22 protein-coding genes and 1 pseudogene are annotated in these 24,792 nt (G+C 65.4%); 15 read left to right on the top strand and 8 right to left on the bottom strand.

Annotated elements, in window-relative coordinates; all coding sequences use genetic code 11:
* Nucleotides 1-14: 14 nt before the first annotated feature.
* The 3 genes from VSR34_RS10765 to VSR34_RS10755 all read right to left on the bottom strand — a co-directional run bounded on the left by VSR34_RS10765 (nucleotide 15) and on the right by VSR34_RS10755 (nucleotide 2,846).
* Nucleotides 15-353: a DUF2322 family protein gene (locus VSR34_RS10765; RefSeq protein WP_238327753.1), complete on the bottom strand. Its 339-nt coding sequence runs from the start codon at nucleotides 351-353 to the stop codon at nucleotides 15-17.
* Between the two features lie 83 nt (nucleotides 354-436).
* Nucleotides 437-1,921 (bottom strand): MFS transporter, encoded by a 1,485-nt coding sequence (locus VSR34_RS10760; protein WP_042288564.1) that lies wholly within the window; start codon nucleotides 1,919-1,921, stop codon nucleotides 437-439.
* 190 nt (nucleotides 1,922-2,111) lie between these two features.
* Nucleotides 2,112-2,846 carry a hypothetical protein gene (locus tag VSR34_RS10755; protein WP_244145291.1) on the bottom strand — a complete coding sequence of 245 codons (735 nt, stop codon included), beginning with the start codon at nucleotides 2,844-2,846 and terminating at the stop codon, nucleotides 2,112-2,114.
* 387 nt (nucleotides 2,847-3,233) lie between these two features.
* Here VSR34_RS10755 and fnr point away from each other — a divergent pair, with 387 nt between their 5' ends.
* Nucleotides 3,234-3,989, top strand: a complete 756-nt coding sequence (gene fnr / locus VSR34_RS10750; protein WP_081715946.1) for a fumarate/nitrate reduction transcriptional regulator Fnr — start codon at nucleotides 3,234-3,236, stop codon at nucleotides 3,987-3,989.
* Nucleotides 3,990-4,052: 63 nt separating this feature from the next.
* Here the strand turns inward: fnr and VSR34_RS10745 are convergent, their stop codons facing one another.
* Entirely contained in the window at nucleotides 4,053-5,705 is a 1,653-nt protein-coding gene (locus VSR34_RS10745; RefSeq protein ID WP_342962468.1) for an alkaline phosphatase family protein, read from the bottom strand.
* A 285-nt stretch (nucleotides 5,706-5,990) separates the two neighbouring features.
* Here VSR34_RS10745 and VSR34_RS10740 point away from each other — a divergent pair, with 285 nt between their 5' ends.
* Nucleotides 5,991-6,992, top strand: a complete 1,002-nt coding sequence (locus VSR34_RS10740; protein ID WP_342962509.1) for a Gfo/Idh/MocA family oxidoreductase — start codon at nucleotides 5,991-5,993, stop codon at nucleotides 6,990-6,992.
* Between the two features lie 60 nt (nucleotides 6,993-7,052).
* On the opposite strand, the gene VSR34_RS10735 is transcribed toward VSR34_RS10740, so the two are convergent.
* Nucleotides 7,053-7,982: a LysR family transcriptional regulator gene (locus VSR34_RS10735; protein ID WP_342962467.1), complete on the bottom strand. Its 930-nt coding sequence runs from the start codon at nucleotides 7,980-7,982 to the stop codon at nucleotides 7,053-7,055.
* Nucleotides 7,983-8,126: 144 nt separating this feature from the next.
* Between VSR34_RS10735 and VSR34_RS10730 the strand changes: the two genes are divergently transcribed.
* Nucleotides 8,127-8,963, top strand: coding sequence for an MFS transporter (locus VSR34_RS10730; RefSeq protein WP_342962466.1), 837 nt, complete (start codon nucleotides 8,127-8,129; stop codon nucleotides 8,961-8,963).
* Between the two features lie 175 nt (nucleotides 8,964-9,138).
* Entirely contained in the window at nucleotides 9,139-9,567 is a 429-nt protein-coding gene (locus VSR34_RS10725) for a nuclear transport factor 2 family protein (protein WP_028230238.1), read from the top strand.
* A 76-nt stretch (nucleotides 9,568-9,643) separates the two neighbouring features.
* On the opposite strand, the gene VSR34_RS10720 is transcribed toward VSR34_RS10725, so the two are convergent.
* A complete protein-coding gene (locus VSR34_RS10720; RefSeq protein WP_028230239.1) occupies nucleotides 9,644-10,909 on the bottom strand; it encodes a multidrug effflux MFS transporter in 1,266 nt (421 codons plus the stop codon).
* 402 nt (nucleotides 10,910-11,311) lie between these two features.
* Between VSR34_RS10720 and VSR34_RS10715 the strand changes: the two genes are divergently transcribed.
* Complete coding sequence (locus VSR34_RS10715; RefSeq protein WP_042288558.1) at nucleotides 11,312-11,575, top strand: DUF6723 family protein; 264 nt, start codon at nucleotides 11,312-11,314, stop codon at nucleotides 11,573-11,575.
* Between the two features lie 242 nt (nucleotides 11,576-11,817).
* Nucleotides 11,818-12,951 (top strand): annotated as a pseudogene (locus VSR34_RS10710) (aminotransferase class V-fold PLP-dependent enzyme); the annotation flags it as partial.
* A 99-nt stretch (nucleotides 12,952-13,050) separates the two neighbouring features.
* Here the strand turns inward: VSR34_RS10710 and gcvA are convergent.
* Nucleotides 13,051-13,962: a transcriptional regulator GcvA gene (gene gcvA / locus VSR34_RS10705; protein WP_342962465.1), complete on the bottom strand. Its 912-nt coding sequence runs from the start codon at nucleotides 13,960-13,962 to the stop codon at nucleotides 13,051-13,053.
* A gap of 167 nt (nucleotides 13,963-14,129) precedes the next feature.
* On the opposite strand from gcvA, the gene VSR34_RS10700 reads away from it, so the two are divergent.
* From VSR34_RS10700 to VSR34_RS10690, 3 genes are all read left to right on the top strand, one after another.
* Complete coding sequence (locus VSR34_RS10700; RefSeq protein WP_342962464.1) at nucleotides 14,130-14,933, top strand: hypothetical protein; 804 nt, start codon at nucleotides 14,130-14,132, stop codon at nucleotides 14,931-14,933.
* A 135-nt stretch (nucleotides 14,934-15,068) separates the two neighbouring features.
* A complete protein-coding gene (locus VSR34_RS10695) occupies nucleotides 15,069-15,338 on the top strand; it encodes a MoaD/ThiS family protein (protein WP_028211338.1) in 270 nt (89 codons plus the stop codon).
* 13 nt (nucleotides 15,339-15,351) lie between these two features.
* On the top strand, nucleotides 15,352-16,470 hold the full coding sequence (locus VSR34_RS10690; protein WP_028230242.1) for a hypothetical protein: 1,119 nt from the start codon (nucleotides 15,352-15,354) through the stop codon (nucleotides 16,468-16,470).
* A gap of 117 nt (nucleotides 16,471-16,587) precedes the next feature.
* On the opposite strand, the gene VSR34_RS10685 is transcribed toward VSR34_RS10690, so the two are convergent.
* A complete protein-coding gene (locus VSR34_RS10685; RefSeq protein ID WP_028230243.1) occupies nucleotides 16,588-17,505 on the bottom strand; it encodes a LysR family transcriptional regulator in 918 nt (305 codons plus the stop codon).
* Between the two features lie 127 nt (nucleotides 17,506-17,632).
* Between VSR34_RS10685 and VSR34_RS10680 the strand changes: the two genes are divergently transcribed.
* The 6 genes from VSR34_RS10680 to VSR34_RS10655 all read left to right on the top strand — a co-directional run bounded on the left by VSR34_RS10680 (nucleotide 17,633) and on the right by VSR34_RS10655 (nucleotide 24,379).
* Nucleotides 17,633-18,922 (top strand): MFS transporter, encoded by a 1,290-nt coding sequence (locus VSR34_RS10680; protein ID WP_028211341.1) that lies wholly within the window; start codon nucleotides 17,633-17,635, stop codon nucleotides 18,920-18,922.
* 75 nt (nucleotides 18,923-18,997) lie between these two features.
* The gene (locus VSR34_RS10675; RefSeq protein ID WP_342962463.1) at nucleotides 18,998-20,500 is read left to right on the top strand and encodes a M81 family metallopeptidase; all 1,503 of its coding nucleotides are present in this window, start codon (nucleotides 18,998-19,000) and stop codon (nucleotides 20,498-20,500) included.
* A gap of 223 nt (nucleotides 20,501-20,723) precedes the next feature.
* Nucleotides 20,724-21,044: a DUF4148 domain-containing protein gene (locus VSR34_RS10670; protein ID WP_028211343.1), complete on the top strand. Its 321-nt coding sequence runs from the start codon at nucleotides 20,724-20,726 to the stop codon at nucleotides 21,042-21,044.
* Between the two features lie 121 nt (nucleotides 21,045-21,165).
* Nucleotides 21,166-21,561: a PPC domain-containing DNA-binding protein gene (locus VSR34_RS10665; RefSeq protein WP_028211344.1), complete on the top strand. Its 396-nt coding sequence runs from the start codon at nucleotides 21,166-21,168 to the stop codon at nucleotides 21,559-21,561.
* 171 nt (nucleotides 21,562-21,732) lie between these two features.
* Nucleotides 21,733-22,176 carry a hypothetical protein gene (locus VSR34_RS10660; protein ID WP_028211345.1) on the top strand — a complete coding sequence of 148 codons (444 nt, stop codon included), beginning with the start codon at nucleotides 21,733-21,735 and terminating at the stop codon, nucleotides 22,174-22,176.
* An 88-nt stretch (nucleotides 22,177-22,264) separates the two neighbouring features.
* The gene (locus VSR34_RS10655; protein ID WP_342962462.1) at nucleotides 22,265-24,379 is read left to right on the top strand and encodes a phospholipase C, phosphocholine-specific; all 2,115 of its coding nucleotides are present in this window, start codon (nucleotides 22,265-22,267) and stop codon (nucleotides 24,377-24,379) included.
* Nucleotides 24,380-24,792 lie beyond the last annotated feature (413 nt).

The raw sequence follows: 24,792 nt of genomic DNA, 5'->3' as shown, positions 1-24,792 counted from the left end.
CGCCTATGCGGGATTCAAGCCGCCGGGATCACATCGATGCGCAGCGCCGGGCCGCCTGCCGCGATCTCCAGCAGACGGTCCACGTTCGGGTGCGCGCCCGGACGGTTGCGCGCGTCGGCGGTGTGCTCGGCGAACACCGCGAGGCCGTGTTCCGCGGCGTTGGCGTCGAGCGAGCCGAATGCTTCGCGCAGATAGTGGTAGACCGCGAGCGAGCCCTGCTTGCCGGGCTTGTTCTCGATGCTCGCGACCACGGCGCCCTGGCCGTCCACGAGATCGATGCGCTCGATGCCGTCGATGCCCGGCAGCAGGGCGAGATTGTCCTTGAATACGGCGCCCGGTTGAATTGCCTGAATCACTGAAATACTCCGTTGGTTCGATAAATGCCTTTGGCGGAGCCGTATCTTAGCCGATCGGAGTGTGCCGCACGTCGCCCGCCTCACTCGTCTCCCACAGCCGAAAGCGGCGCGGCCACATGCTCGAGCGATTTGCGCTCCGCGTCCACGCCCCAGATCGCGGCGACGAACGCCGCGCCGATCATGAGCGCCGAGCCCACCACATAGCCCGTGAACACCTCGCTGCGCTGGTGGGTGTCGATCAGCCGCCCGAAGAAGGCGGGGCCGATGATGCCGCCCAGCGCAGTCCCGAACGCATAGAACACGGCGATGGCCAGCGCGCGAATCTCCAGCGGAAACGACTCGCTCACGGTCAGATAAGCCGAACTCGCCGCAGCCGAAGCGAAAAAGAAAATCACCATCCACGCGCCGGTTTGCATCCTCACCGTGAGGATGCCCTGCGCGAACAGCCAGCCGCTCGCCGTGAGCAGCATGCCCGAGAGCGCGTAGGTCGCGGCGATCATCGTGCGCCGGCCGATCACGTCGAAGAGGCGTCCCAGCATGATCGGCCCGAGAAAGTTGCCGAGCGCGAACGGCAGCAGGTAGAGGCCGACTTCGCTGCCCGGCACCCCATAGAACTCCGTGAGCACGAGCGCATAGGTAAAGAAGATCGCGTTGTAGAAGAAGGCCTGCGCCGTCATCAGCGAAAGGCCGACCAGCGCGCGCCGCCGGTGCCGCACGAAGAGGGCGTGAAACACGGCGCTCAGCGGCGTATGGCTGCGCGCGTGCAGGCGCAGCGGGGCGCCGGACGGCTCGTCGAGTGTATGGCCGGCAGCGCGAAAGCGCGCCTCGATGTCCTGCACGACGCGTCCGGCTTCGCCGTGCCCGCCGTGCGTGAGGAGCCAGCGCGGGCTTTCCGGAATCCAGCGGCGCATCGGCAGGATGATGAGCGCGAGCACCGCGCCGATGAAAAAGCACACGCGCCAGCCCCAGTCGGCGGGCAGCAGATGCGGGTCGAGCAGCACGAGCGAGCCCGCCGCCCCAACGCCCGCGCCGACCCAGAACGTGCCGTTGATGCAGAGGTCGGTCCAGCCGCGCACGCGAGCGGGCGTGAACTCCTGGATCGTCGAATTGATGGCCGCGTACTCGCCGCCTATGCCAGCGCCGGTGATCAGACGAAAGACCAGGAAACTCGCGAAGCTCCAGGAGAACGCCGTGGCCGCGGTGGCGAGCAGATAGACGGCCAGCGTGATGAAGAAGAGCTTGCGGCGGCCGAGCCGGTCCGTGAGCCAGCCAAAGCCGAGTGCGCCGCACACCGCGCCCGCGATATAGGCGCTGCCCACGAGGCCCACCTGCGCATTGTCCAGATGCAGAACCGGGCTCGTTTTCAACGCGCTCGCCACCGCACCGGCCAGCGTGACTTCGAGGCCGTCGAGGAGCCACGTGACGCCCAACGCCGCGACGATGAGCACATGAAAGCGCCCCCACGGCAGGCGGTCGAGGCGCGCGGGCAGCGTGGTTTCGATGATGACGGGCTTATCGGACGTAGTGGTCGTATCGGGCCTATCGTGCGTATGGTGCGGATTCATCGGGCAGGGCTGGGTTCGGTCGGGATGGCTGTAGCATGGCCCGTTCCCGAATGGCCGCAGAAGAGCGAACCACGTAAGCAGGTGCGAAATACCGGCTCACGCCAAGTCCGAATTCTTATCTGCGGGATCTCCGAACTTGCCAATGCTTTGAAGGCGCGGCCGAATGTGTGCCCGGAACTCGCGCGCTCGATTAGAAACTGCGCCGAACGGTGACTGTCGCGCCAGTGCTGTGCGAATGAAGAATGGCGACTCGCGCAGTGGCGGAAAACACCCATTGGTCCATGGTGAGCGAGAGCCTGCGTTGAGGCTGCGCGCCGATGTTCAACGTGCTGTCGGGCACCTGAAGAATCGAAATTTGCGGCGCTGTGGAAGGGCCGATGTGCAGATAGCCGGAAGACGGCAGCGCGGCCTGCGGCTCACCATACCCGCTGCCGTGTGCGGACTTCGTGAACTCGTAATGGTATTTGTCGTGTGCGATTGGCGCGCTATAAAAATTCTCCAATTGCGCGTAAAACGGCTTTTCCTGATTCTGTTGATATTCCAGTTCGTAACGGTGCAGATACACCTGAGGTTCTGGCAGTGAAGGAACGACCTCCATGGGCATCGGCGCGATATTGGCGAGCGTCATGGTTTCGGGAGCGCTCATGAAGGTGCTCTGAGCGTAAGCGTAACCGCTCAGCATAAGAAAGGCTGCACCGACAATCTTTTCGTTCAGGCACGTCATGAGGAACCCTCCAATGACGAACTCGAAACATCGACCGCTGAATGTTTCGATCGAACAGACCGCCTTCGCTTCACCTGCATCCATGCATTCTAGTACCTGATTTGCTTCCTGCCAGCCGAATATGAGTGCGTGCGGCGCGATCGATGCGAAGTCCACCAGCTGACGGATGGTCTGCAGAATGCGAGGGGGTGCCAAATGCAACGTTCACGCCTTTCGTCGCTTAACATGACAGTCGAAATGACCGGTCAACGGATGTGGACGGCCGGCAACAGCGGAAGAAATTGCGGATGGAGCAGCGCCGGCGATACCGGCGAAGTCAACTCGTTCGGGAAAATCCGCAGTCGGACCGGACCGTGCCGAACAATGCGCCGAGTGACCTTCAGCGCGCGCGCGGGTCGTGCATCGGCGGTGTTGTTTTTGCGTCGCTTGCGTTTGCGCAAGCGGGCGAGATAGCCGGCGAAACCGTTACGTGACAAGGCGCAAGCGCTCGCGGTTCAGGTGCGCGGCATTTTGCCACCACATTGACGCACGCGCATGGTGTGACAATGCGTCGAAATCTTCAAAATAAGCTAACGAAGGAGTCGTCCGATGCTGTCACCCGTCGCAGGATCCGCTATCGTCGTGCGCCAAAGCAGTCGTGCTCCTCTCGGGGCTACGCAGCCCAGTGCGCGCTGCTCGGGGTGCTCAATGCGCCATCTTTGCATGCCGCAAGGCTTGCCGGCGGAAGAGCTTCCCAAGCTCGAGGCCCTGATCTGCGGCGCGCGCAAGGTGCGCCGCGGGGAAGCGCTCTACCGCTCGGGCGACCGCTTCGACAATCTCTACGCCGTGCGCTCCGGCTCGCTCAAGACGTTCATCGTCAACCGTGACGGCCGCGAGCAGATCACGGGACTGCGTCTCGCGGGCGATGCGCTGGGGCTCGACGGCATTGCCAACGACGTCCATGCGTTCAGCGCGGTCGCGCTCGAAGACAGTTCGATCTGCACGCTGCCCTACGCCGCGCTCAAGACGCTTTGCCGCGAAAGCGGCACGATGCAGGACCGGCTGCATCGGCTCATGGGCGACCAGTTCAATCAGGAAGCTTCGCAGATGATGGTGTTGGGCTCGCTCAGCGCCGAAGAGCGCGTGGCCGCGTTCCTGCTCGACGTCTCGTCGCGCAACTGGCAGCGCGGCTATTCGCAGGCGGAGTTCCGCCTGCGCATGTCGCGCGAAGACATGGGCAGCTATCTCGGCATCACGCTCGAAACGGTCAGCCGGATTCTGTCGCGCTTCCAGAAGCGCGGGTTGATCGATGCGCAGGGCAAGCTGATTCGCATCTGCGATATCGAAGGGCTGCAGACGGTCTGAGCGGGACCGGCGGCGCGACAGCCATCGAACGCCCGATGACTGCCGCTGCCGATTGCTAACGATTTACTTGTCGTCGTCGAGGCCAAGACCCGGCAGACGATGCGTGCCTTCGACCTGCACCGCGTGCAGCAGACGCGGATCGAGGTCGAGCGCGCTCAGGATCGTCGGCGCGACCTGGGTCGTGAACACGTAGTGGTCGTCGGTGCGGCCGGCGTGCTTGAGGCCCGGGAACGACACGACGAGACCCAGATGGCTGTCGTCGGGCGCGTTGCCGCCGTGCTCTTCATCCTTCTTCTTGCTCGACGTATAGATCACACCCGGGTTCGGCTGCACGACGATATCGGGCGTGCGGCCGTTCGAAGGATTGCCGAACCAGTCCGCGAGACGGTCGCCGGTGAGGATGTACGCTTGCGGGCCGTCCGCGCAGATGCCCGGCGCGTTGCAGCCCAGGTTGGCCTTCAGCGTCTTCACGACCGCATCTTTCTGGCTCTGGTCGCGCAGCCAGATCAGGCCGACGTCGTCGGTCTGCACCATGCCGGTGCCAGAAAGGCCCGTGCCGTCGTTCAGGCTGCCCGTCTTCGTATTGTTCTGACCGAAGTTGCCGTTCGGATCCAGATAATTGTTAGCCTCCAGCAGCGCCGTCAGCGTATCGCCGTTCTTCACCAGCTTCGTATGATCGGTCGGCGACTGGCCGTGCTTGGCCGTCACGATGATGAGCGTCGAGGCATAAAGATTGCGCTGCTTCAACTCCGTGACCACGCGCCCGAGCGAGTTGTCGAGGTACGTGATCGCCGCAGCGACCTGCGGGCCTGGCGTGAAGTCGGCGTCGAGGTACCCGCCTTGCTTCGCGACCGTCGCCTTCTGCGCGACGCTGAGCGTCTGGAAGTTCGTGCCGAACAACGTGGGCACGGGCGCGCTCGTCTTGCCCGTCGAATCGAGGCCGTCGATCTGGTTGATCAGCGCCTGCACGTGGAGGTTGTCGAAGACCTCGGTATGCGTGTAGACGTCCGTATAGTCCGAGTTGGTCTTCGGATCGATCGAGTTGATCTCGGTGCGCGCGAGATCGTCCACGCCCTTGCCGGACGGCCCGTTGACCCAGTCATAGCCCCACGCGTGCTTGTCGGCCCACGCCGTGTGCGAGCCGTGCAGATTCTGCTTGATCACTTCGAAGACCGTGTTGGTCTTGATGTAATTGTGCGGGTACACGGGCGTGCAGACGCCGTTGATCTTCGCATACGGAATGGCTTGCGGATTGAATGCGCCGCCGCCGTCGAGGTGGACCAGCGCGCCGCCGTTCTGCGCGTCGATGCCGGTCGTTTCGTCGAACACGACGTTCCAGCCTTGCGGGCCGGCACACTTCGAATCGAGCGGAGCGTAGAGCGTCCGGTCATATGAGACGTCATAGAAGAGACCCGCGCTCCTGGGCGAGCCGCCCGTCACGAGCGCCGCGAGACCGGGGAACGAATCGGACAGATGGGGCGTGTGCGCGTTCGTGTAGGTGACGCCCGATTTGGCGAGCAATGCGAGGTTGGGGCAGCTGTTGCTGCCGATGCAGCGGGCGACATCCTGCTCGTGCAGGCCGTCGAAGCTGATCAGCAGGACGTGCTTCACGTCCTTCATGTCGCCTGCGTACGCCGTCGACTGTACGCCCGCGAGCGCGAGAGCACTCGCTCCAACGACTGCGCCTATCCGTGACCACCGGGTCGTATTCTCCATGTTTTACCTCGTTTTTGAATTGCGTTGTAGGGAACGTTGCGGGGAATTGCGAGGGAGCTGCGCACAACCTGAGCACTGTGTCGGGCGAAGGCGAATCTCTGATGACGTTGTGCTTTCAACTACCCATCAGTTGTAGTCAGTTGTTACGCGGTCCGCCCGATGACGAGGCGATCATGGTTTTCCCCCGGGTGTAGACTCCACCGGTCGAGCGTTGGCCATTGCTTGTCGTGCGCTCGTTTTTCAGTCCATTCCGGAATTCACGTCATCGAATCGATAGGGAACGTCATGGCAAAGGATGAAATCGTCTGGGGTATCCTGGGCACTTCGAAAATCAACGACAAGGTCGTCGTGCCCATGCACAGCGCACCGAAGTGCCGCGTAAAAGCGATTGCTTCGCGTTCAGAGGAAAAGGCCCGGGAAGCCGCTGCGAAGTATGGTCTCGCGCACGCGTACGGCAGCTACGAAGCGCTGCTGGCAGACCCGGAAATCGACGCGGTCTATATACCGTTGCCCAATCATCTCCATATGGAATGGACGATCAAGGCCGTCGAAGCGGGCAAGCACGTGTTGTGTGAAAAACCGGTTGGGCTGGACGCGCAACAGGCCGAGCGTCTCATCGCCGCGCGCGACAAGAGCGGCCGGTACGTCCAGGAAGCCTTTATGGTTCGCACGCATCCGCAGTGGCTGAAGGTGCGGGCTTTGATCGAGGAAGGCGCCATAGGCGAGTTGCGGGCCGTGACCGGGGGCTTCACTTACTACAACACCAACGCGCGCGACATTCGCAACCAGAACGAACTGGGCGGCGGCGGCCTCCTGGATATCGGCTGCTATCCGATCACGACCTCGCGCTTCATACTTGGCCGCGAACCGAAGCGGGTGGTCGCGCTGATGGAGCGCGATCCGTCGTTCGAGGTGGACCGGCTCGGCTCCGTGCTGCTGGATTTCGATGGCGTGCAGGCAAGCTTCTTTTACTCGACCCAGGTTTATCCCTATCAGCGGATGCAGTTTCATGGCACCACGGGGCGTATCGAGGTCGAAATTCCATTCAACGCGCCGAACGACCGGCCCACGCGTCTCCTGGTGAGTCAGCAAGGAAATGCGGATCGCTGGCTGGAGCTTCCCGTCTGCGATCAGTACGGTGTGGCCGCAACGGCTTTTGCCGAGGCGATATTGAACGGCAACCCACAGGCGATCCCGCTGGAAGATGCGCGCGCAAACATGCGAGTCATCGATGCCGTGTTCCGCTCGGCTCGAACGGGCGCTTGGGAGAGTCTTCCGGCAAGCTGAATGGCTGCGCCGCATCGATGCCGCGATCGGGCACATGCGGTCGACGTTGGCGTGCGGCCATCAGCGTGCCTTGCCGCCGCCCGCCTTGTGGTCCTTCACATGATCGATGAACGCGCGCAGCTTCGGCATGATCTGCCGGCGGTCCGGATAGCAGAGAAACACCCCTGGCAGCGTGGGCGCGTAGCCGTCCAGCACGCGCACGAGCTTTCCCGCTTTCACGGCGTTGGAGACCATCGGCTCGGGTAGCTGGGCAAGGCCTATGCCTTCCATCGCCGCGCCGAGCATGGTCGGAAAGTCGCTGGCGATGAGCGGCCCCCATACGGCGATCTCGGCCGCCTGGCCGTCGTCGTTGAATGACCATGTTGCAATCGCGCCCGTGGACCGCCGCCAGCGCAAACATGCGTGCTGGCGCAGATCGTCGGTGCGCCGGGGGCGTTTGTGTCCGGCGAAATAAGCAGGACTGCCAACGACGACGAGCCGAAACGGCGGCGTCAACGGCACGGCGACCATGTCGGCGGCAACGAGGTGCCCGAGCCGGATGCCCGCGTCGAACCCTTCCGCCGCGAGATCGACCACCTCCTTGCTCGCGGCGATTTCCACCTCGACTTCGGGATAGGCCCGGCAGAACGACGCGAGCAGCGGCTCGAGCAGCAACGGAACGATCGCTCGCGGCACGGAGAGCCGCAGCAAGCCCGCAGGGCGCTGGCCGAGATCGCGCGCCACTTCGCTTGCGGCAACGAGCTCCTCGAAGGCGGGTTTCGCGCGCGAGAAAAACCGCTCACCGGCTTGCGTGAGGCCAACGCTGCGCGTGGTTCGCACGAAGAGCGCCGCGCCAATGCGCGCTTCGAGCACGCGCACCGCCTGGCTGATGGCCGAAGGCGTCACGCCGAGCTCCGCCGCCGCCTTGCGAAAGCTGCGATGCCGGGCAACGCACAGGAACGCCTCCACGCCATCGAGGGCGCCCTGTCGCACTGTGAAGTTCTGCTTCATGGCTCGTCAACATTGTGATGAATAGTCGCTCATGCGAAGCGATGGTACACCTGGCGTCGTCGTCGATGACGTGCGCGAACGCCTTCGCGCGAGAGGCCGGTCCGTCCATGAATCCCGGCAATCATCTATCTGGAGAACACCTCGATGAGTACTCCCGTCGTTTCCGCTAGCATCATGGCGACGCGCCCGGCCTGGCGCAGCCTGCTCTGGTTCGCGCCACTCACGGTCCTGTGGATCGCGGTGATCTACTGGCAGCCGGTCATTCCGTCCAGCGGTTTTCAGACCACGGCCCACCAGCTCGTGGCCCAGGTGCTGATCGCACTCGGCCTGTGGCTCGGCCTTGAGCGCACGGACCTGACGCGTGGCCAGCGGCAGGCGACCTGGCTTGCGCTCATGATCCCCCATACGTTCTGGTTCGCAGTCGTCTGGAGCGCCGCGATTCACGGCGTCTTTCGCCTGAGCGCCTCGCCGGCGGCGCTGCCGTTGCTGCCGATCGCGATCTTTCTCCCCGTGATCGTCGGCGCGCCGCTGCTGTTGTTGTCGAAGCGGGTGGGGAAGGTGCTCGACGCGATGCCGCTCGCCTGGCTCGTCGCGCTGCAGTTCTACCGTGTGTTCGGCGGCTGGACGATCGCGGCCTGGCTGCATGGCGCGATGGCCACCGTGGACGCGTTGCCCGCGGGAACCGGCGACGTGCTGACCGGCTTGTTCGCCGTGCCGGCCGCCATCGCGGTGGCGAGCGGGACGGCGCAGGGGCGCAGGGCGGCGATCGCCTGGAACATGTTCGGCCTCGTCGATCTCGTCGTCGCGGTGAGCCTGGGGATCATCAGGGCGCCGGGCCGTTTCGAGTTGATCGCTCCGGACATGCCGAGCCTCAACGCAGGCATTTATCCGTACGTGCTGACGCCCGCGTTCGTGGTGCCCGCCTCGGTCCTGCTGCACGTGCTGTCGCTGCGCCAATTATTCCGGCGCGGCGGCGGATGAGGGTTTTCGCTCCAGCAGATCCGCACGCTATCCGATGCGTTTGCGCGATCCGGACGAAGAGCACTGGACAGAATCCGATCGTCATTGCTCTAATGAGCGGCGCGGCCACGCGCCCGGTTTTACCGCATCATCCGATTTCCCACCGCCATTTCAACGTGGTTCAGGAGGAAACACAGTGGACAAACCCGACGATCCGATTCTGCATATCCTGCACGAGTACAAATCCGCGGTATTCGCAAAAGACGTCGACGCGTTCGTCGCGCTCTACGACCCTGACGTGCTGGTCTTCGACATGTGGGGTGCGTGGACGTATCGCGGCATCGCGTCGTGGCGCGAAATGGTGGCGGGCTGGTTCGGCTCGCTGGGTACGGACCGCGTCGTGGTGGATTTCAGCGAAGCGCAGACGATCGTCGCGCAGAACCTCGCCGTTGTTCACGCCTTCGTGTCATTCAAGGCGGTGGCCGCCGACGGAGAGACATTGCGCTCGATGGACAACCGGCTCACCGTGACGCTCAGGCAGGGCGGCGACGGCTGGCGGATCGTCCACCAGCATTCGTCCTCGCCGATCGATCCCGCTACGACGAAGGCGATTTTCAAGCGCTGATGCGCGAAACAGACATGCCTTGCGCGGGGCTCGGCATTGCCTTCTGTGCAGCAGGACGAAGGCGACCAGTATCGGCTCAAGCCGCCTCGCCGCTGCGCTGCGCGAGCGCGGCGGCGGCCTGGTTTTGCGCGAGGTGGCGCAGCAGCTTCGTCACCATCGCGACGACCGTGAACGCGAGCAGCACGAAAAACACCGCGAGCGGCGTGAGCACGTGCACGGAGACGAAGCCGGCCAGGCCCATCATCGCCGAGGAAACCAGCAGGAGCGCGCAACCGAGGATCGCGCTCGTCAAACCCGCGATATGCGGGAACAGCGAATTGCCCTTGGCCATCAGCGTGGGATACATCGCGCCCGCGCACAGGCCCATGACGAGAACCGGCGTGGCGAGCGTCCACACGCGCAGCCCGACCGTGAGCGCGAGCACCAGCATGACCACCGCCGCGCCCGCCATCACGCGTGCGCCCACGCGCAGCCGCTGCTCCGGCGTCGGCAGGCGGGGGCCGTGCAGCCGGTTCGAGAGGCCGCCAAGGAAATACATGAGGCCGATGCCGAGCGCGAGGTAGCCGAAGAACGTCGGCGGCTTGTGCAGTGTGTTCTGCACCATGAACGGCCCGATGATGTTGAACACGAGCAGGATGCTGTAGCAGAGCCCCTGGGCGAGAAAACAGCTCTGGAACACGGGGCTCGCGAGCACCTTGCCCGCATTCGCGACGAGTGTGCGCGGCTCGAGACGCACGGGTTGCCGCAAGGTCTCGCGAAAGCGCCACAGCAGCGCCCACATCACGAGCGAATAGACCAGCAGGAACACGAGGCAGGCCTGCCACCCGAACCACTCCTGCAGATGCGCGCCGATCACGGGCGCGACGATCGGCGCGAGCCCCCACGTGATCGACATATAGGTGAACGCGTGCATGAGCGCGGTGCCCGCGAACGAGTCGGTGATGATGGCCTTCGCGAGCAGATTGGTAGCGGCAATGCCGAAGCCTTGCAGACAGCGCGCGAGCACGAAGGTCTCCAGATTCGGAGCGGCGAGCGAGAGCAGGCAACCGAGGGTGTACACCACGAGGCCGAAGGCCAGCACGCGCTTGCGTCCCAGGGCATCGGAGATCGGTCCGAAGATGAGCTGGCCGAACGCGTACGCGGCCATATAGACCGATACGCTCGACTGGATCGCCTGCGGCGAGGTCGCGAAGTAGCGCGCCATGGCCGGCAGCGCGGGCACGTAGATGTCGATGGCGAGTTGCCCGGCAGAGGCGAACAGGCAGATCAGGAACAGCAGAAAGCGCGGCGAATTCTGCGCTCGCGCGGCGGTGCCTGAGCGCTCGGGAAGATCTTGGGTCATGACAGCGTGAAAAAGGCGATTCCGGTGCGGCCGGGCGGGCAGGGTCTCGAAACCCGCGCGAAAGGCGGTTCGGATCGCGAACTCAGCAGGGGCGCGGCGGCGTAGTCGCGTATTGTGCCTGTTATCGGTCACTTTCGTGCGACACCCCTTGCGCCGGCAGGGGCGGTCGGGTCGCCCATGCGCCGCCGCGATAAGTCAGGGTGCGCCGCTCGATGTCGATAGCTGGATCCATGGGCCGGGCCGCGCGCGGACGCGGCCAGGATCATATCGGGCTGCGCCCCGATTCGTCCCGCCTGGTCCACTGATGCGCCCTCGGCAGGCCGTCCGCGAGGTTGAGTCGCCAGGCGCGGCGCTTGCTGGGATCCGCCTGTCTCGTTCAGTGGACAGATGCGGAGTGCCGACATGCCAGAGAGAAGGCCGAAGCCGCTCGTGCGCAACCCGGTCAGCGCGGAAGACTACGAGGTCTTCTGCGGCGAGCAGATCGATGGAGCGGGCCGTTTCTACGGGTTGCTGCGCATTCGCCGCAAGACTGATGGACGGCTCATCTATCCATTCGACGGATGCCCGCGCCCTGGTCCATGCGCGAGTGGCGCGCTGGCGCGGCAACAGGCGCTCTCGCTCGCGGACGAGTTGATTCGCGCCGATATCGCGATGCCCGAGGCGTGACGCCGCGCCGGCGCAGTTAGCGCATCGCCTGGGCATTGGTGGGGCGATGTTCGTCTGGCTTTGCGATCGGATTGTGCGCCTTCCGCTTGCGCCAATGCCTGTGCAGGGAGGATTTAATTTCTCCCACGCCTTTTTAAATAGAATTCAATCCTCTTCTTGTCCGATAAGGCGCCGTATTTTGGAACCATTTTTTGGCACCCAGCGCGTACCATTTTCGGCAGTTCCGTTGCGCGAGAAAGAAGATGAGCGAGAAAGGCGATTTGCGTTACTTTGACTATGCCGCAACCACCCCGGCGGACCCGAGGGTGATCGAGGCGATGTTCGGCTGTCTGGGCCTCGAAGGCGACTTCGGCAATCCGGCGTCCAGCTCGCACGGCGCTGGCCAGCGGGCGCGGCGGCTCGTCGAGCAGGCGCGCAAGGACGTCGCGGCGCTCATCGGCGCCGACGCCGGCGACATCGTCTGGACTTCCGGTGCGACCGAGTCGAACAATCTCGCGCTGAAGGGCTATGCGGACCGCGCCACCGAAAAGCGCCACCTCATCACGAGCCAGCTCGAGCACAAGGCCATCCTCGACACGATGACGTGCCTCGAAGCGCGCGGCATGCCGGTCACGCGCCTCGCGCCGAACGCACAAGGCGAAATCACGGCCGAGGCCGTGGCCGCCGCGCTGCGTCCGGATACCGGGCTGGTGTCGCTCATGCTGGTCAACAACGAAGTGGGCACGCTCACGGACATCGCGGCGATCGCGCGCGTGGTGCACGCGGCCGGCGCGCTGCTGCACGTCGATGCGGCGCAGGCGCTCGGCAAGACAGCCATCGACGTGAAAGCGATGGGCATCGATCTCCTCTCGATGTCGGCGCACAAGGTGTATGGACCGAAGGGCATCGGCGCGCTCTATGTGAGCCCCGAGGCGTTCGAGCGCATCGCGCCGCAAATGCACGGCGGCGGCCATGAGCGCGGCCTGCGCTCGGGCACCCTGGCCACGCACCAGATCGTCGGCATGGGCGTGGCGTGCGAGATCGCGCGCAACGAGATGCAGGAAGACAGCGAGCGCATCGCGCGGCTGGGCGAGCGTCTGCTGGAGCAGGTGCTGGCGGTGCCGGGCGTCACGCTCAACGCCGCGCACGCGAAGCGCATTGCGCACACGCTGAGCCTCACGTTCGATCTGCCGGGCTTCTTCCCGTTCCTGCTGACCGGCGACCTCGCGATCTCTTCGACTTCGGCCTGCAACTCGGCCGCGGGCTCGCCTTCGCACGTGCTCACGGCGATCGGGCTCGGCGAGGAGGCGGCGAGCCGCACCGTACGCCTGAGCCTCGGACGCTTCACGACGCAGGAAGACGTCGACTTCGCGGCGGACTGCATGCTTCGCGCCGTGGCGCCGTGCACGCCGGTTGCGGCAGCGCTCTGATCGGCACGCGATGGCCATCCCCGCCCGATGTTCGATTCACTCGCTTTTGGCGGCTGACCGCTTCGCTTAGCCGCCGCCCTGGGCGAGAAAGCGCTGGATCTCGTCGGTGAGCCAGTCGCGCACGGCACGCACCTTCGGTTCGTCGCGGCTGTCCATGCGGTAGACGAGGTCATGACCGCGCTCGGACTCGAGGCGCAATTGCGGGAACGGCGCCACGAGCCGGCCGGTCGCGATGTCGTCTGCCACGATCACGCTGCGCCCCAGCGCCACGCCTTCGCCGCGGATCGCCGCCTCGATGGCGAGGCTGCCGTGGCTGTACGCCGTGCCACGATCGCTGCGCACGCCGCTCAAACCCGCCAGCGCCAGCCATTGCTCCCAGTTCGCGAGCATGCCGCCCTCGTGCAGCAGGGTGCAGCGCGCGAGACTCTCCACCGATGCCATGCCGCCCATCTTCGCCCGATATTCGGGACTGCAGACGGGTGTCACGGTCTCATCGAGAATGCGCTCGGCCAGCACGCGCGGATACCGGCCGCTTCCGTAGCGGATCGCCACGTCCACATCCGAGTCGTTGAGATCGACGTACTTGTCGGTCACGTCCAGGTGGACGTCGAGTTCCGGATGGCGCGATTTGAGCCGGTGCAGGCGCGGCGCGAGCCAACGGTTCGCAAAGGACACGCTCGCGTTGATCTTCAGTCGCGTGACGCTGTCGTGCGCTCGCAGGCGCTCGGACTCCTTGGTCAGTTCCGCGAGCGCGCGGTTCACGGCCAGCAGGAATTCGGCGCCCGCTTCGGTCAGGACGATGCGCCGCGTGAGGCGCTGGAACAGCGCCACCCCCAGGTGGCGTTCGAGTGTCTTGATGTGCCGGCTCACCGCGCCGTGCGTGACGTGCAGTTCCTGCGCGGCCAGCGTCATGCTCAAGAGCCGCCCTGTGGCTTCGAAGGCGCGCAGGGTTTGCAGAGGGGGCAGCCGGTCGAACATGGAGCGGAAGGCGTGTGCGACGTGTGAGTTTGACTCACGCATTATATGACGACAAATGGTTTGTCAGCCGCATTGGCGACCTTCAATATGGGCAGCAAGGCGGGACGTAGCGCTACGCCATTGGCGCATTCCCGAAGGTTGGTGTTCTCCGCATTGCATCGTTCCTCATGGATCTTCTGCTTTTCAAACTCGTCGTTACGCCGTTGTTGCTGCTGGCCGCCAGTCTCGCCGCTCGCCGCTGGGGCGAAGCAGTCGGCGGGCTGCTCGTGGGGTTGCCGCTCACATCGGGACCGGTCTCGGTTTTTCTCGCGCTCGAGCACGGGCCGGCATTTGCCTCGCACGCGACATCGGGCTCGCTCGTCGCGACCGCCGCGCAAGCGGCTTTCTGCGTGGCGTACTGCCGGCTCGCCAATGGCGGGTGGACGGTGGCGCTCGCAGGCGCCGGCGCGACGTTCGCCCTCGTGGCCGCTGCGCTCCAGTGGAGCGCGCTGCCTGCAAACGGCCTGTATCCCGTCGCGATTCTCGCTATCGCCCTGGCGCTCCACCGCATTCCCAACCTGCCCGCCCGCACCGCTCGGCTCGCGCCGCCTTGGTGGGACTTGCCTTCGCGCATGGCGCTCATCGCGGGGCTCGTGGTCGGCGTGACACTCATCGCGCCTTACGTCGGGCCCGAAGCGAGCGGCGTGCTGGCGTCTTTCCCGTTCATGGCGATCATCCTCGCCGTGTTCGCGCACCGCATGATCGGCCATGAAGCGGCGCAGCAACTGATGCGCGGCATGACGACGGGGCTGCTCGGTTTCGCCTCGTTCTTCTTCGTGCTGAGCCTCACGCTCACGCGCTGGCACTTGTTGGCCGCGTATGGCGGCGCGATTCTGTGCGTGCTGACGATCCAGGCGATTTCCCTCTACCGCATGCGCCTGCCGGCGCCGTGCCTGCGCAGCAAGACGAGGCCCGAAGGCAGCGCGCCGTAGCCGCGCCAAGGCCCCTGCAGCTGTTGCGGCGCAACGCAGCTCGCGGGCGCGCACCGGCGGCACCTCGAAGCTCGCGGCGGATCGCCTACACTACACAACCAGCGGATGCGGCCACTTCCGCACCGCCGGCCCGCCATGGCGCACATCTTCTTCGCAGCCTCGATTCAACGGCACGTCGCGATGCCCGAACGCGAGATCCACGCGCGCACGCTCGGCGAAGCGTTCGATGCCGTTTTCGCCGAGCAGCCTCGTTTGCGCGGCTATATCCTCGACGATCAGGGCGCGTTGCGAAAGCATCTGGCGGTGTTCGTGGACGGCGTGCGCTTGCGCGACCGGGAGCATCTGTCCGATGCGCTCGGCGAGGCGAGCCGCGTCTACGTCGTGCAGGCGCTTTCGGGCGGTTGAGGAGGACTGGTAGATGAGCGATCGATTGCTAGTCGCGACCCGCAAGGGGCTGTTCGTTCTGCAAGCCGATGGCCGGGAGGGCTGGCTGCTCGGCGAACCGCATTTCGTCGGCGAGCCGGTGAGCATGGCGATGCACGATCCGCGCGACGGGACGCTCTATGCCGCGCTCAATCTGGGCCACTTCGGCGTGAAGCTGCATAGACGGCGCGCGGGCATGACGGACTGGGAGGAGTGCGCGGTGCCCGTCTACCCGCCGCAACCCGCCGACGACGTGCAGTCCGCGGTCGCCGACGCATTGGGCCGGCCGCCCGCGCCCTGGTCGCTCCAGCAGATCTGGTCGCTCGAACCCGGCGGCGCGGACGAGCCGGGCGTACTGTGGGCCGGCACGATCCCCGGCGGATTGTTCCGCTCGAAAGACGGCGGCGACGCCTGGACACTCAACCGCGCGCTCTGGGACCGCCCCGAGCGTCGCGAATGGGTAGGAGGCGGCTACGATGCGCCGGGCATCCATTCCGTGATGGTCGATCCGCGCGACAGCCGGCACGTCACGGTTGGCGTATCGTGCGGCGGCGTCTGGCAAACGGACGACGGCGGCGCGACCTGGCGCCTCACCGCCGATGGCATGGAGGCCGACTATATGCCGCCCGAGCGCCGCGGCGAAGCCAATGTGCAGGATCCGCACCGCGTCGTGCAATGCGCGGCCAACCCCGACGTGCTGTGGACGCAGCATCACTGCGCGATCTTCCGCTCGACCGACGGCGCGGCTCACTGGCGGCGCATCGAAGCGCAGCCATCGAGCTTCGGCTTCGCGGTCGCGGTGCATCCGCGCGAGCCGGATACCGCGTGGTTCGTGCCAGCCGTGAAAGATCAGTACCGCATTCCCGTGGATGGCCGGCTCGTCGTCACGCGCACGCGCGACGGCGGGCGCACGTTCGAGCGTTTCTCGAACGGCTTGCCGGCCGCGCCGGCGTACGACCTCGTGTACCGGCACGGGCTCGACATCGACGAGTCCGGCACGCGCCTCGCCATGGGATCGACGACGGGTGGACTGTGGACGTCGGCCGACGGCGGCGAAAGCTGGCGGCTGATCTCCGCGCATTTGCCGCCGGTTTATTGTGTCCGGTTCGGTTGAAGGCTAGAGGCTGAACGCTGAAGGAGCGGAACCGGACGCCGCCTCACGCAGGTGCCATAACCTGCCGCAGAAAGCGCCGCAGGCGTTCGCCCAGGCCGTCGCGGACGTGGGCCACTTTTAGTGCGCCGCCTGAAACATCGTCATGCGCTTCAGGATCCACTCGAGCAGTTCATGCGCGGCCGCGACGAGCGGCCGCCCCGACTTCACGAGCACGCGAGCCTTCGTGCCCAGAAACAGCGGGTGATCGATCGGCACAGTCGTGAGTTCGCCGGCCTCGATCTCGCGCGAGGCGGCGAACGCGCCGATCAACGTCGCGAAGTTTTCAGCGGCCACGAAACGCTTGAGCGCGGTAAGCGAATTTGTGGTGAGCGTGGCGCGAATCTCGATGTTTTCCGCGAACGCCAGCATCGTCGCGAGATGCCCGATGCCGAACGTGCTCGGCATCAACGCGAGCGGCCACGCGCGGAGGTCGTCGAGCGTGGCTGGCGTGCCGCGCCGCGCGAGCGGATGATCACTGCGCACGAGCAGGACAACGGGCTGCGCGCTGCTCGCGCGATATTCGATGCGCTCATGCGGCGGCGGATTGAACGCCATACCGATATGCGCGCGGCTTTCCACGACTTCGTTGAGCACGTCGTCGACGGGCAGGGTCGTAAGGCCGATTTCGAGCTTCGGATACTGGGCGCAGAACGGCGTGATGACTTCGCTCACCAGCGCATCGACGTAACCCTCGCTCACGGCGAGATCCACGCGGCCTTGCTGGAGCCCGCGCAACGCGTGCAACTGGTCCTCGAACTTTTCCTGCTGCGCGCGATAGCCGCGCCAGAACTCCAGCAGATGCGCCGCGGCTTCGGTGGGCCTCACACCGCGGGCCTGCCGCTCGAACAGTTGCGCGCCGAGTTCGTCCTCCAGCAGCTTGATTTGCCGCGTGATGACGGAAGGCGAGGTGTTCAGGCTGTCCGCGGCGCCGCGGATCGTGCCGTGCGTGAGCACTTCGTGGAAATAACGCAGCCGCTGCTGATTGATTTCGCGCATGGCTCTCGGTTCCGTACAAGGACCGTTGACTGAAAAAGAACGATATGTGAACTTTGTTGCTCTTGCTAGCGTGGAATGCCCTGGTCAGGATGGCGTTGCGCACGACGCCCATCGACAGGAGACAGACATGGCGGCCATTCTTCCCACCGCGCGAAGCCTCGACGCTTCCGCGCTCTATAGCAGGATCAACACGCGTTTGCTGCCGTTTCTGCTGATCTGCTATTTGTTTGCCTACCTCGATCGCGTGAACGTCGGGTTTGCAAAACTGCAGATGCAGACCGATCTCGGGTTCTCCGATGCCGCCTATGGCGTGGGCGCGGGCATTTTCTTCATCGGCTATGTGCTGTTCGAATTGCCGAGCAATCTGCTGCTGCCGAAAATCGGCGCGCGCAAGACCTTCGGGCGCATTCTGGTGCTGTGGGGCATCACGTCGGCGTGCATGCTGTTCGTGCGCAGCGTGAACGCGTTCTACGCCATGCGCTTCCTGCTGGGCGTTTTCGAGGCCGGTTTCGCGCCGGGCATGATCTTCTATCTTTCGCGCTGGTACGGCCCTTCGCGCATGGCGCGCGCCATTGCCATGGTGTTCCTGGCCGGGCCGATCGGCGGCATCGTCGGCGGCCCGGTTTCGGCGGCCATCATGAGTTCGCTGGCGGGCAGGGCGGGCCTCGCGGGCTGGCAATGGATGTTTCTCGTGGAAGGCCTGCCGTGCATCGCGCTCGGCATTGCGACCTTCCTCTATCTGCCCGACCGTCCGGCGGATGCCGCCTGGCTGAGCGACGCCGAAAAGCGCCGGCTCGAAGCCGAAGTCGGTCTGCCCGAGGCGCACGCCACGTCGTTTGGCAGCGTGCTGCGCGATCGCAAGGTGTATGTGCTGGCGCTCGCGTACTTCTGCATCATTGCGTCGATTTACGCCATCAGCTTCTGGCTGCCCGCCATCCTGAAAGCGCAGGGCGTGGGCAATCTCATCACACTCGGCTGGTACACGTCGATTCCGTACGTTGCGGCAGCCGTTGGCATGCTCTATATGGGCCGTCGATCGGACCGGCTCGGCGAGCGGCGCTTGCACTGCGCGGTGCCGGCAGCGGCCGCCGCGCTGCTTTTCGCGATGTGCGCCGCCACGGGCAATCATCTGGCGCCAACGCTCGCGCTGCTCACGCTCGTGACGATGGCGCTGTGGATGGCCTATACGGTCTTCTGGGCAATTCCGCCCGAATACATCAAGGGGCCGGCCGCGGCGGGCGGCATCGCGCTCATCAACACCATTGGGCTTTCGGGCGGCTTCTGGGGGCCCGCGGCGATCGGCTGGATCAAGACGGCGGCGGGCAACCTTCAGCCGGCGCTGCTCGCCATGGCGGGCGTTTCGCTCGTCGCCGCGCTGCTGATTCTCACGGTCGGGCTCTCGAGCGCGAAGCACTGAACGCGCGTGGCGTATTCAACGCATGCCCACGCAATATCATTTGATCAGTCATCCTATATAAATGAGGTAAGGGACATGAAAATTCTCATCGCGGGGTTCCAGCACGAGACCAACACGTTCGCGCCGACGAAAGCAAGCTGGCAGAGTTTCGTCCAGGGCGAGGGCTTCCCGCCGCTCGCGCGCGGCGCGGACGTGCTCTCGCTGCGCGACGTGAACGTGCCCGCCGGAGGCTTCATCAAGGCGGCCGAGGCGGCGGGCCATACGCTGGTGCCGGTCATCTGGGCGGGGGCGAGCGCTTCCGCGCACGTGACCGAAGACGCTTTCGAGCGCATTGCCGGAGAGATCGTCGATGCGGTGCGGCGCGGCGGCTTCGACGCCATCTACCTTGATCTGCACGGCGCTATGGTCGCCGAGCATCTCGACGACGGCGAAGGCGCACTGCTTGCGCGCGTGCGGGCCGTCGTGGGCCGCGACATGCCCGTGGTGGTCTCGCTGGATCTGCACGCCAACGTGACCGGGCAGATGTTTGCGCATGCCGACGCCATGGTCGCGTATCGCACCTATCCGCACGTGGACATGGCCGAGACGGGCGCGCGCGCCGCGCAGATTCTCATGCGCCTCGTCGAGGCGCCCGGGCGCAGGCTCAAACGTTTCGCGCGCCGCATTCCGTTCCTGATCCCGGTGAACGGCATGTGCACGCTCGTCGAACCGGCGCGCGGCACGTACGAGCGCCTTGCGGCATTGGAGAGCGATGCGGTCGTTTCGCTCTCGTTCGCGCCCGGATTTCCCGCTGCCGATTTCCCCGAGTGCGGCGCGACCGTTTGGGGTTACGGCTTCGACGAAGCCGCCGTGATGGCGGCGGTGGATACGCTGACCTCGGCCATCGTCGCACAGGAACGCGACTGGGAAGTGCGCTTTCTCGACCCCGACGCCGCCGTGCGCGAAGCCATGCGCCTCGCCGCGCATGCCACGCAGCCCGTGGTCATCGCCGACACGCAGGACAACCCGGGTGTGGGCGGCGACTCGAACACCATGGGCCTCGTGCGCGCCTTGCTGCGCCACGGCGCACGCGACGCGGCCGTGGGCCTGATCTGGGACCCGCAGGCCGCCGCGAAGGCGCACGAGGCGGGCGTGGGCGCGACTATCGAGCTCTCGCTCGCGGGCGGCTCGGGGGTGCCCGGCGACGCGCCGCTCGCCGGGCGCTTCGTGGTGGAGCATGTCGCCGATGGGCGGGTGCGCTTCGACGGCCCCATGATGAACGGCATGTGGACCGGGATCGGGCCGGTGGCGTGCCTGCGTATCGACGGCGTGAGGATCGCGGTCAGCTCGGTCAAGATGCAGATCTTCGACCGCAATCTCTATCGTGCGGCGGGGATCGAACCGGAGCGCATGAAGATTCTCGTCAACAAGAGTTCGGTCCACTATCGCGCCGATTTCGATGCAATTGCCTCCGCGCATCTCGTGGCGAAGGCGCCTGGGCCCATGGCCGCCGATCCCGCCGACCTGCCGTGGCGGCGCATCGATCCGGGTCTGCGGCTGCGCCCGAACGGTGCGTCGCTGCGCGATCTGCGCGGGTAGCAGGTAGCCCGGGCCGGGCGGGACTTTCGTATCTCTGTGTATCCACCGCGGCAACGGACAAAGCGGCTTGCAAAAGCGGGGGCCACGGAAACAAGCGGGATACGTGCGGGGGGTCAAATACACCCATGCCAGCCAGCGAAGTCGCAAACGAGACTTCGAGATGACTGGATGCACGTGCCATGCAACCGTGGCCCGACTCAACCGATGCTTAAAGGTGGATACCATGAAACTCTTCAAGTCGCTGATCGTTGCCGCTGCTGTCGTAGTTCCGGTCGTCTCCTTCGCGCAGTCCAGCGAGCCGCTCACGCGTGCTCAGGTTCGCGCCGAACTGGTGCAGCTCGAAAAGGCCGGCTACAACCCGGCGGCCGACTACAACGACTACCCGCAGAACATCCAGGCCGCGCAAGCGCGAGTGGATGCCCAGAACGGCGCGTTGGCGTCGGCGTATGGCGGCGTGGCCAATGCAGCGTCGGCAGCGGGTGCGGCAATGGTTTCGGCTTCACATGACATTCCCGGTCTGGGTTCGATCTACGCGCATCGGTGATCGGTGACTGAGCGCGCGAATTCAACGACGGCCCGCTTCGTGCGGGCCGTTGCACATGCTCACTTGCCTCGTTCCTCTCGCAGCCCTAACCTGTGCCGGACACGACCACCCCGAGACCAGCATGCAAACCACACCCGTCCGGCTATCCCCCGGCGACGATCTGCGCGTCGCCGTCGAAGGCTTGCTGAATCGATACGCATCGCAGGCGGCGTTCGTCATCCAGGGCATCGGCAGCCTGGGTGCCGCCCAATTGCGATTCGCAGGCGCCGAGTCGCCGGCCGAATTGCGCGGCGACCTCGAAATTCTCACGCTGGCGGGCTCGGTGTCGCCCGATGGCGCGCATCTGCACATGGCTGTGTCCGACGCGCAAGGCCGCGTGTTCGGCGGGCATGTCGCGCGCGGCTGCGTGGTTCGTACCACGGTCGAACTGCTGCTGGTGCTGCTCCCCGACCATCGCTTCTCGCGGGCGCCCGACCCGCTGACCGGCTACGCGGAATTGCAGATCCACCAGGCGTAAGGCCGATCCGCTTGCGCGGCACCCCGGCTTCTTTCTCACGCCGTCACAAAACTTAAAAGCGGCTTCGTTACTCTCTGACGTTGCCTTGCCGCGGCTTTCCTCGCGCGCAAGGCTCCCGCTCGGGCCGCTCCTCGAGCCGTTGTTGTGCCTCTATCTGGGACGGAGACTTCGATGACGGTCGAATCCGCGCCGGCGCTTCTGCCTTTGCAAAGCGCGCCGCGCAGACGTTTGAGCCTGCCCGCTGCATTCGCGACGATGCGTGTGCCCGCCGTGCTGCTGGCGTGCGCGGCGGCGGTCTGCACGCTGGGCGCATGCAGCGCGCGCGACAGCGACGCGCGCGTCGCGCTCACCACGAGCGCCGCACGCGAACTCTCGCAAGCGCAGCCGGGCCAATCGCAGCGCCCGCAGTTTGCGAATGCATTCACGCTCGCACCGGATGCGGCCGCAGCGAATCTTCACGACAGTTCATTCAGTAATGCAAACGATACGGGGAAAGACGGCGCCGCTTTGCCTGCAAACGCCGTGCGCTCGCCGGCCAGGTCGCCGGCCGATGCGAGCGCACAAGCGGTGCAAATCGACCCGCTCGTCACACCCGTCATTCACACCGTCGATTGACAACCCGGCCGCGCGGCCTTCGCCGCCTGCCGCCGTCAAGGCGGCATGCCGCGCGTGCCTTTCTCAACCTGAAGATGGAAACCAGAACATGACATCGAGAAGCCGCCGTGACTTTCTCCGTACTGCCGCGATGAGCGCCGGTTCGGCCACCGCCCTGACGATGCTGCCGCAGGGCATCCGCAATGCGCTCGCGATTCCCGCGAACAATCGCACGGGGAGCATCCGCGATGTCGAGCACATCGTCGTCCTCATGCAGGAAAACCGCTCGTTCGACCATTATTTCGGCACGCTGCGCGGCGTGCGCGGCTTCGGCGACACGCGTGCGATCACGCTGCCCAACGGCAAGCCCGTGTGGAATCAGCCGCTCGCGGCCGGGGCGGGCGAAGTGCTGCCGTTCCATCCCACTGCGGCCAACCTCGGCATGCAGTTTCTCCAGGATCTGCCGCACGACTGGACCACGACGCACGCGGCCTGGAACGGCGGCCGCTACGATCAGTGGGTGCCCGCCAAGGGCACGACCACGATGGCCTACCTCACGCGCGAGGACATTCCGTTTCACTACCAGCTCGCCGATGCTTTCACGATTTGCGACGCATACCACTGCTCGACGATGACCGCGACCGACCCGAACCGCTACTACATGTGGACGGGCTGGGTGGGCAACGACGGCAGCGGCGGCGGCCCGGTGATCGACAACGCGGAAGCGGGCTATGGCTGGTCCACGTATCCCGAGGTGCTGCAGAACGCGGGCATTACGTGGAAGATCTATCAGGACGTGGGCGAAGGTCTCGACGCGAAGGGCTCGTGGGGCTGGACGGGCGACAACCCGTACATCGGCAACTACGGCGACAACTCGCTGCTGTACTTCCATCAATACCAGAACGCGCAGCCCGGTAACCCGCTCTACGACCGTGCGCGCACGGGCACGAACGTGCTCGCTGGCGGCGGCTATTTCGATGTGCTGAAGCAGGACGTGGCCAACAATGCGCTGCCGCAGGTCTCGTGGATCGTCGCGCCCGAGGCGTATTCGGAGCACCCGAACTGGCCTGCGAACTACGGCGCGTGGTACGTCGACCAGGTGCTGCAGATCCTCACGTCGAACCCGGACCTGTGGAGCAAGACCGTGCTGCTCGTGAACTACGACGAAAACGACGGCTTCTTCGATCACCTGGCGCCCCCGTTCCCGCCGGCTTCGAGTGCCAATGGCCTCTCGACTGTCGACACCACCAACGAAATTTTCCCGGGCAGCAGCAAGTACGCCGCGGGGCCGTACGGCCTCGGGCCGCGCGTGCCGATGCTCGTGGTCTCGCCGTGGTCGCGCGGCAGCTGGGTGTGCTCGGAGACGTTCGACCATACTTCCGTGATCCGCTTCATCGAAAAGCGCTTTGGACTCCATCACGATTTGCGCGAGCCGAACATTACCCCGTGGCGCCGCGCCGTGTGCGGCGACCTCACGTCGGCGTTCAACTTTGCCACGCCCAACGCGGCGCTGCCCGCGCTACCTTCCACGACGGGCTACGCGCCGCCCGACAAGCTCCGTCACCCCGACTACGTGCCGGTGCCGCCCGTCACGGGCAGCGTGCCGAAGCAGGAAGCAGGCGTGCGCAATGCGCGCGCGCTGCCATACGAGCTCTTCGTTCGCTTCGATGCGAACGGCAACTCGGGCGAGGTCTCCGCGCGCTTCGTCAATTCCGGGCGCGCCGGTGCAGTGTTCCTCGTCTACACGGCGGGCAGCACCGATGCGCCGCGCACCTATACGGTCGAAGCCGGCAAGCATCTGCAGGACAAGCTCGCGATTGGCGCCACCGGTGCCTATGACTTCAGCGTGCACGGCCCCAACGGCTTTCTGCGCCGCTTCGCAGGCACGCTGCTCAAGTCGGGCTGGTTGGGCCGCGACGACACGGCACGGCCCGAAGTCGCGGAGGGCTATGACGTGGCGAACGGCAACCTGCAACTGCGCCTCGAGAACAGGGGCAGCGCGCGCTGCCAGTTCACGATCGTCAACGCTTACGATCCGCAAACGAAGATCGAGCGCACCGTGCGCGGCGGCGACACGGAGCCGCTCTATCTCGACCTGCGCAATGCATACGGTTGGTACGACCTGACGATCACGGTCGATAGCGACGCGACCTTCGTGCGCCGCATTGCGGGTCACGTCGAAACGGGCCGCCCGAGCTATAGCGACCCCGCGCTGGGCGCGTAAGGCCGGCAATGCGGGCTAAGCAGTGAGATGGGCCACGGCTTTGCAAGCCTCGCGAGCCGTGGCTTTATTCGTTTGCCGCGCAATGATGAGCGTTGCATCTAGCGCCAACGCGGCGGCGGCGGCCCCCAGCCCGGATGGCGGACGTGTCTCGGGCCCGCGAATCGCGGCGGATGATGCCACGGAGAAAAGCCGTGGCGGCTGTACATGACAGGAGGCGGCCACATGGGCCCGGAATGCACGAAGAATACGGGCGGCGGCGGTGCGTAAAAGGCGCCCGGAATGCCAAAGCCCACGCCCAGGTTGACGTTCACGCGCGCCTGTGCGGTTTGCATGGCACAGAGGACGGCCAGCGCCGGGACGAAAGCAAACTTCACCACACAGGGTTTCATCGTCGTGCCTCTGGACGAGTCAGG

Source organism: Paraburkholderia sp. JHI2823 (assembly GCF_038900695.1).
GTDB lineage: Bacteria > Pseudomonadota > Gammaproteobacteria > Burkholderiales > Burkholderiaceae > Paraburkholderia > Paraburkholderia mimosarum.
This window is presented reverse-complemented; position numbering and strand designations above follow the sequence as displayed.

Coding starts and splice junctions, on each gene's coding strand:
- VSR34_RS10760 (WP_042288564.1), bottom strand. CDS start 1,921: ATGAATCCGCACCATACGCACGATAGGCCCGATACGACCACTACGTCC.
- fnr (WP_081715946.1), top strand. CDS start 3,234: ATGCTGTCACCCGTCGCAGGATCCGCTATCGTCGTGCGCCAAAGCAGT.
- VSR34_RS10745 (WP_342962468.1), bottom strand. CDS start 5,705: ATGGAGAATACGACCCGGTGGTCACGGATAGGCGCAGTCGTTGGAGCG.
- VSR34_RS10740 (WP_342962509.1), top strand. CDS start 5,991: ATGGCAAAGGATGAAATCGTCTGGGGTATCCTGGGCACTTCGAAAATC.
- VSR34_RS10735 (WP_342962467.1), bottom strand. CDS start 7,982: ATGAAGCAGAACTTCACAGTGCGACAGGGCGCCCTCGATGGCGTGGAG.
- VSR34_RS10730 (WP_342962466.1), top strand. CDS start 8,127: ATGAGTACTCCCGTCGTTTCCGCTAGCATCATGGCGACGCGCCCGGCC.
- VSR34_RS10720 (WP_028230239.1), bottom strand. CDS start 10,909: ATGACCCAAGATCTTCCCGAGCGCTCAGGCACCGCCGCGCGAGCGCAG.
- VSR34_RS10715 (WP_042288558.1), top strand. CDS start 11,312: ATGCCAGAGAGAAGGCCGAAGCCGCTCGTGCGCAACCCGGTCAGCGCG.
- gcvA (WP_342962465.1), bottom strand. CDS start 13,962: ATGTTCGACCGGCTGCCCCCTCTGCAAACCCTGCGCGCCTTCGAAGCC.
- VSR34_RS10700 (WP_342962464.1), top strand. CDS start 14,130: ATGGATCTTCTGCTTTTCAAACTCGTCGTTACGCCGTTGTTGCTGCTG.
- VSR34_RS10695 (WP_028211338.1), top strand. CDS start 15,069: ATGGCGCACATCTTCTTCGCAGCCTCGATTCAACGGCACGTCGCGATG.
- VSR34_RS10690 (WP_028230242.1), top strand. CDS start 15,352: ATGAGCGATCGATTGCTAGTCGCGACCCGCAAGGGGCTGTTCGTTCTG.
- VSR34_RS10685 (WP_028230243.1), bottom strand. CDS start 17,505: ATGCGCGAAATCAATCAGCAGCGGCTGCGTTATTTCCACGAAGTGCTC.
- VSR34_RS10680 (WP_028211341.1), top strand. CDS start 17,633: ATGGCGGCCATTCTTCCCACCGCGCGAAGCCTCGACGCTTCCGCGCTC.
- VSR34_RS10675 (WP_342962463.1), top strand. CDS start 18,998: ATGAAAATTCTCATCGCGGGGTTCCAGCACGAGACCAACACGTTCGCG.
- VSR34_RS10670 (WP_028211343.1), top strand. CDS start 20,724: ATGAAACTCTTCAAGTCGCTGATCGTTGCCGCTGCTGTCGTAGTTCCG.
- VSR34_RS10665 (WP_028211344.1), top strand. CDS start 21,166: ATGCAAACCACACCCGTCCGGCTATCCCCCGGCGACGATCTGCGCGTC.
- VSR34_RS10660 (WP_028211345.1), top strand. CDS start 21,733: ATGACGGTCGAATCCGCGCCGGCGCTTCTGCCTTTGCAAAGCGCGCCG.
- VSR34_RS10655 (WP_342962462.1), top strand. CDS start 22,265: ATGACATCGAGAAGCCGCCGTGACTTTCTCCGTACTGCCGCGATGAGC.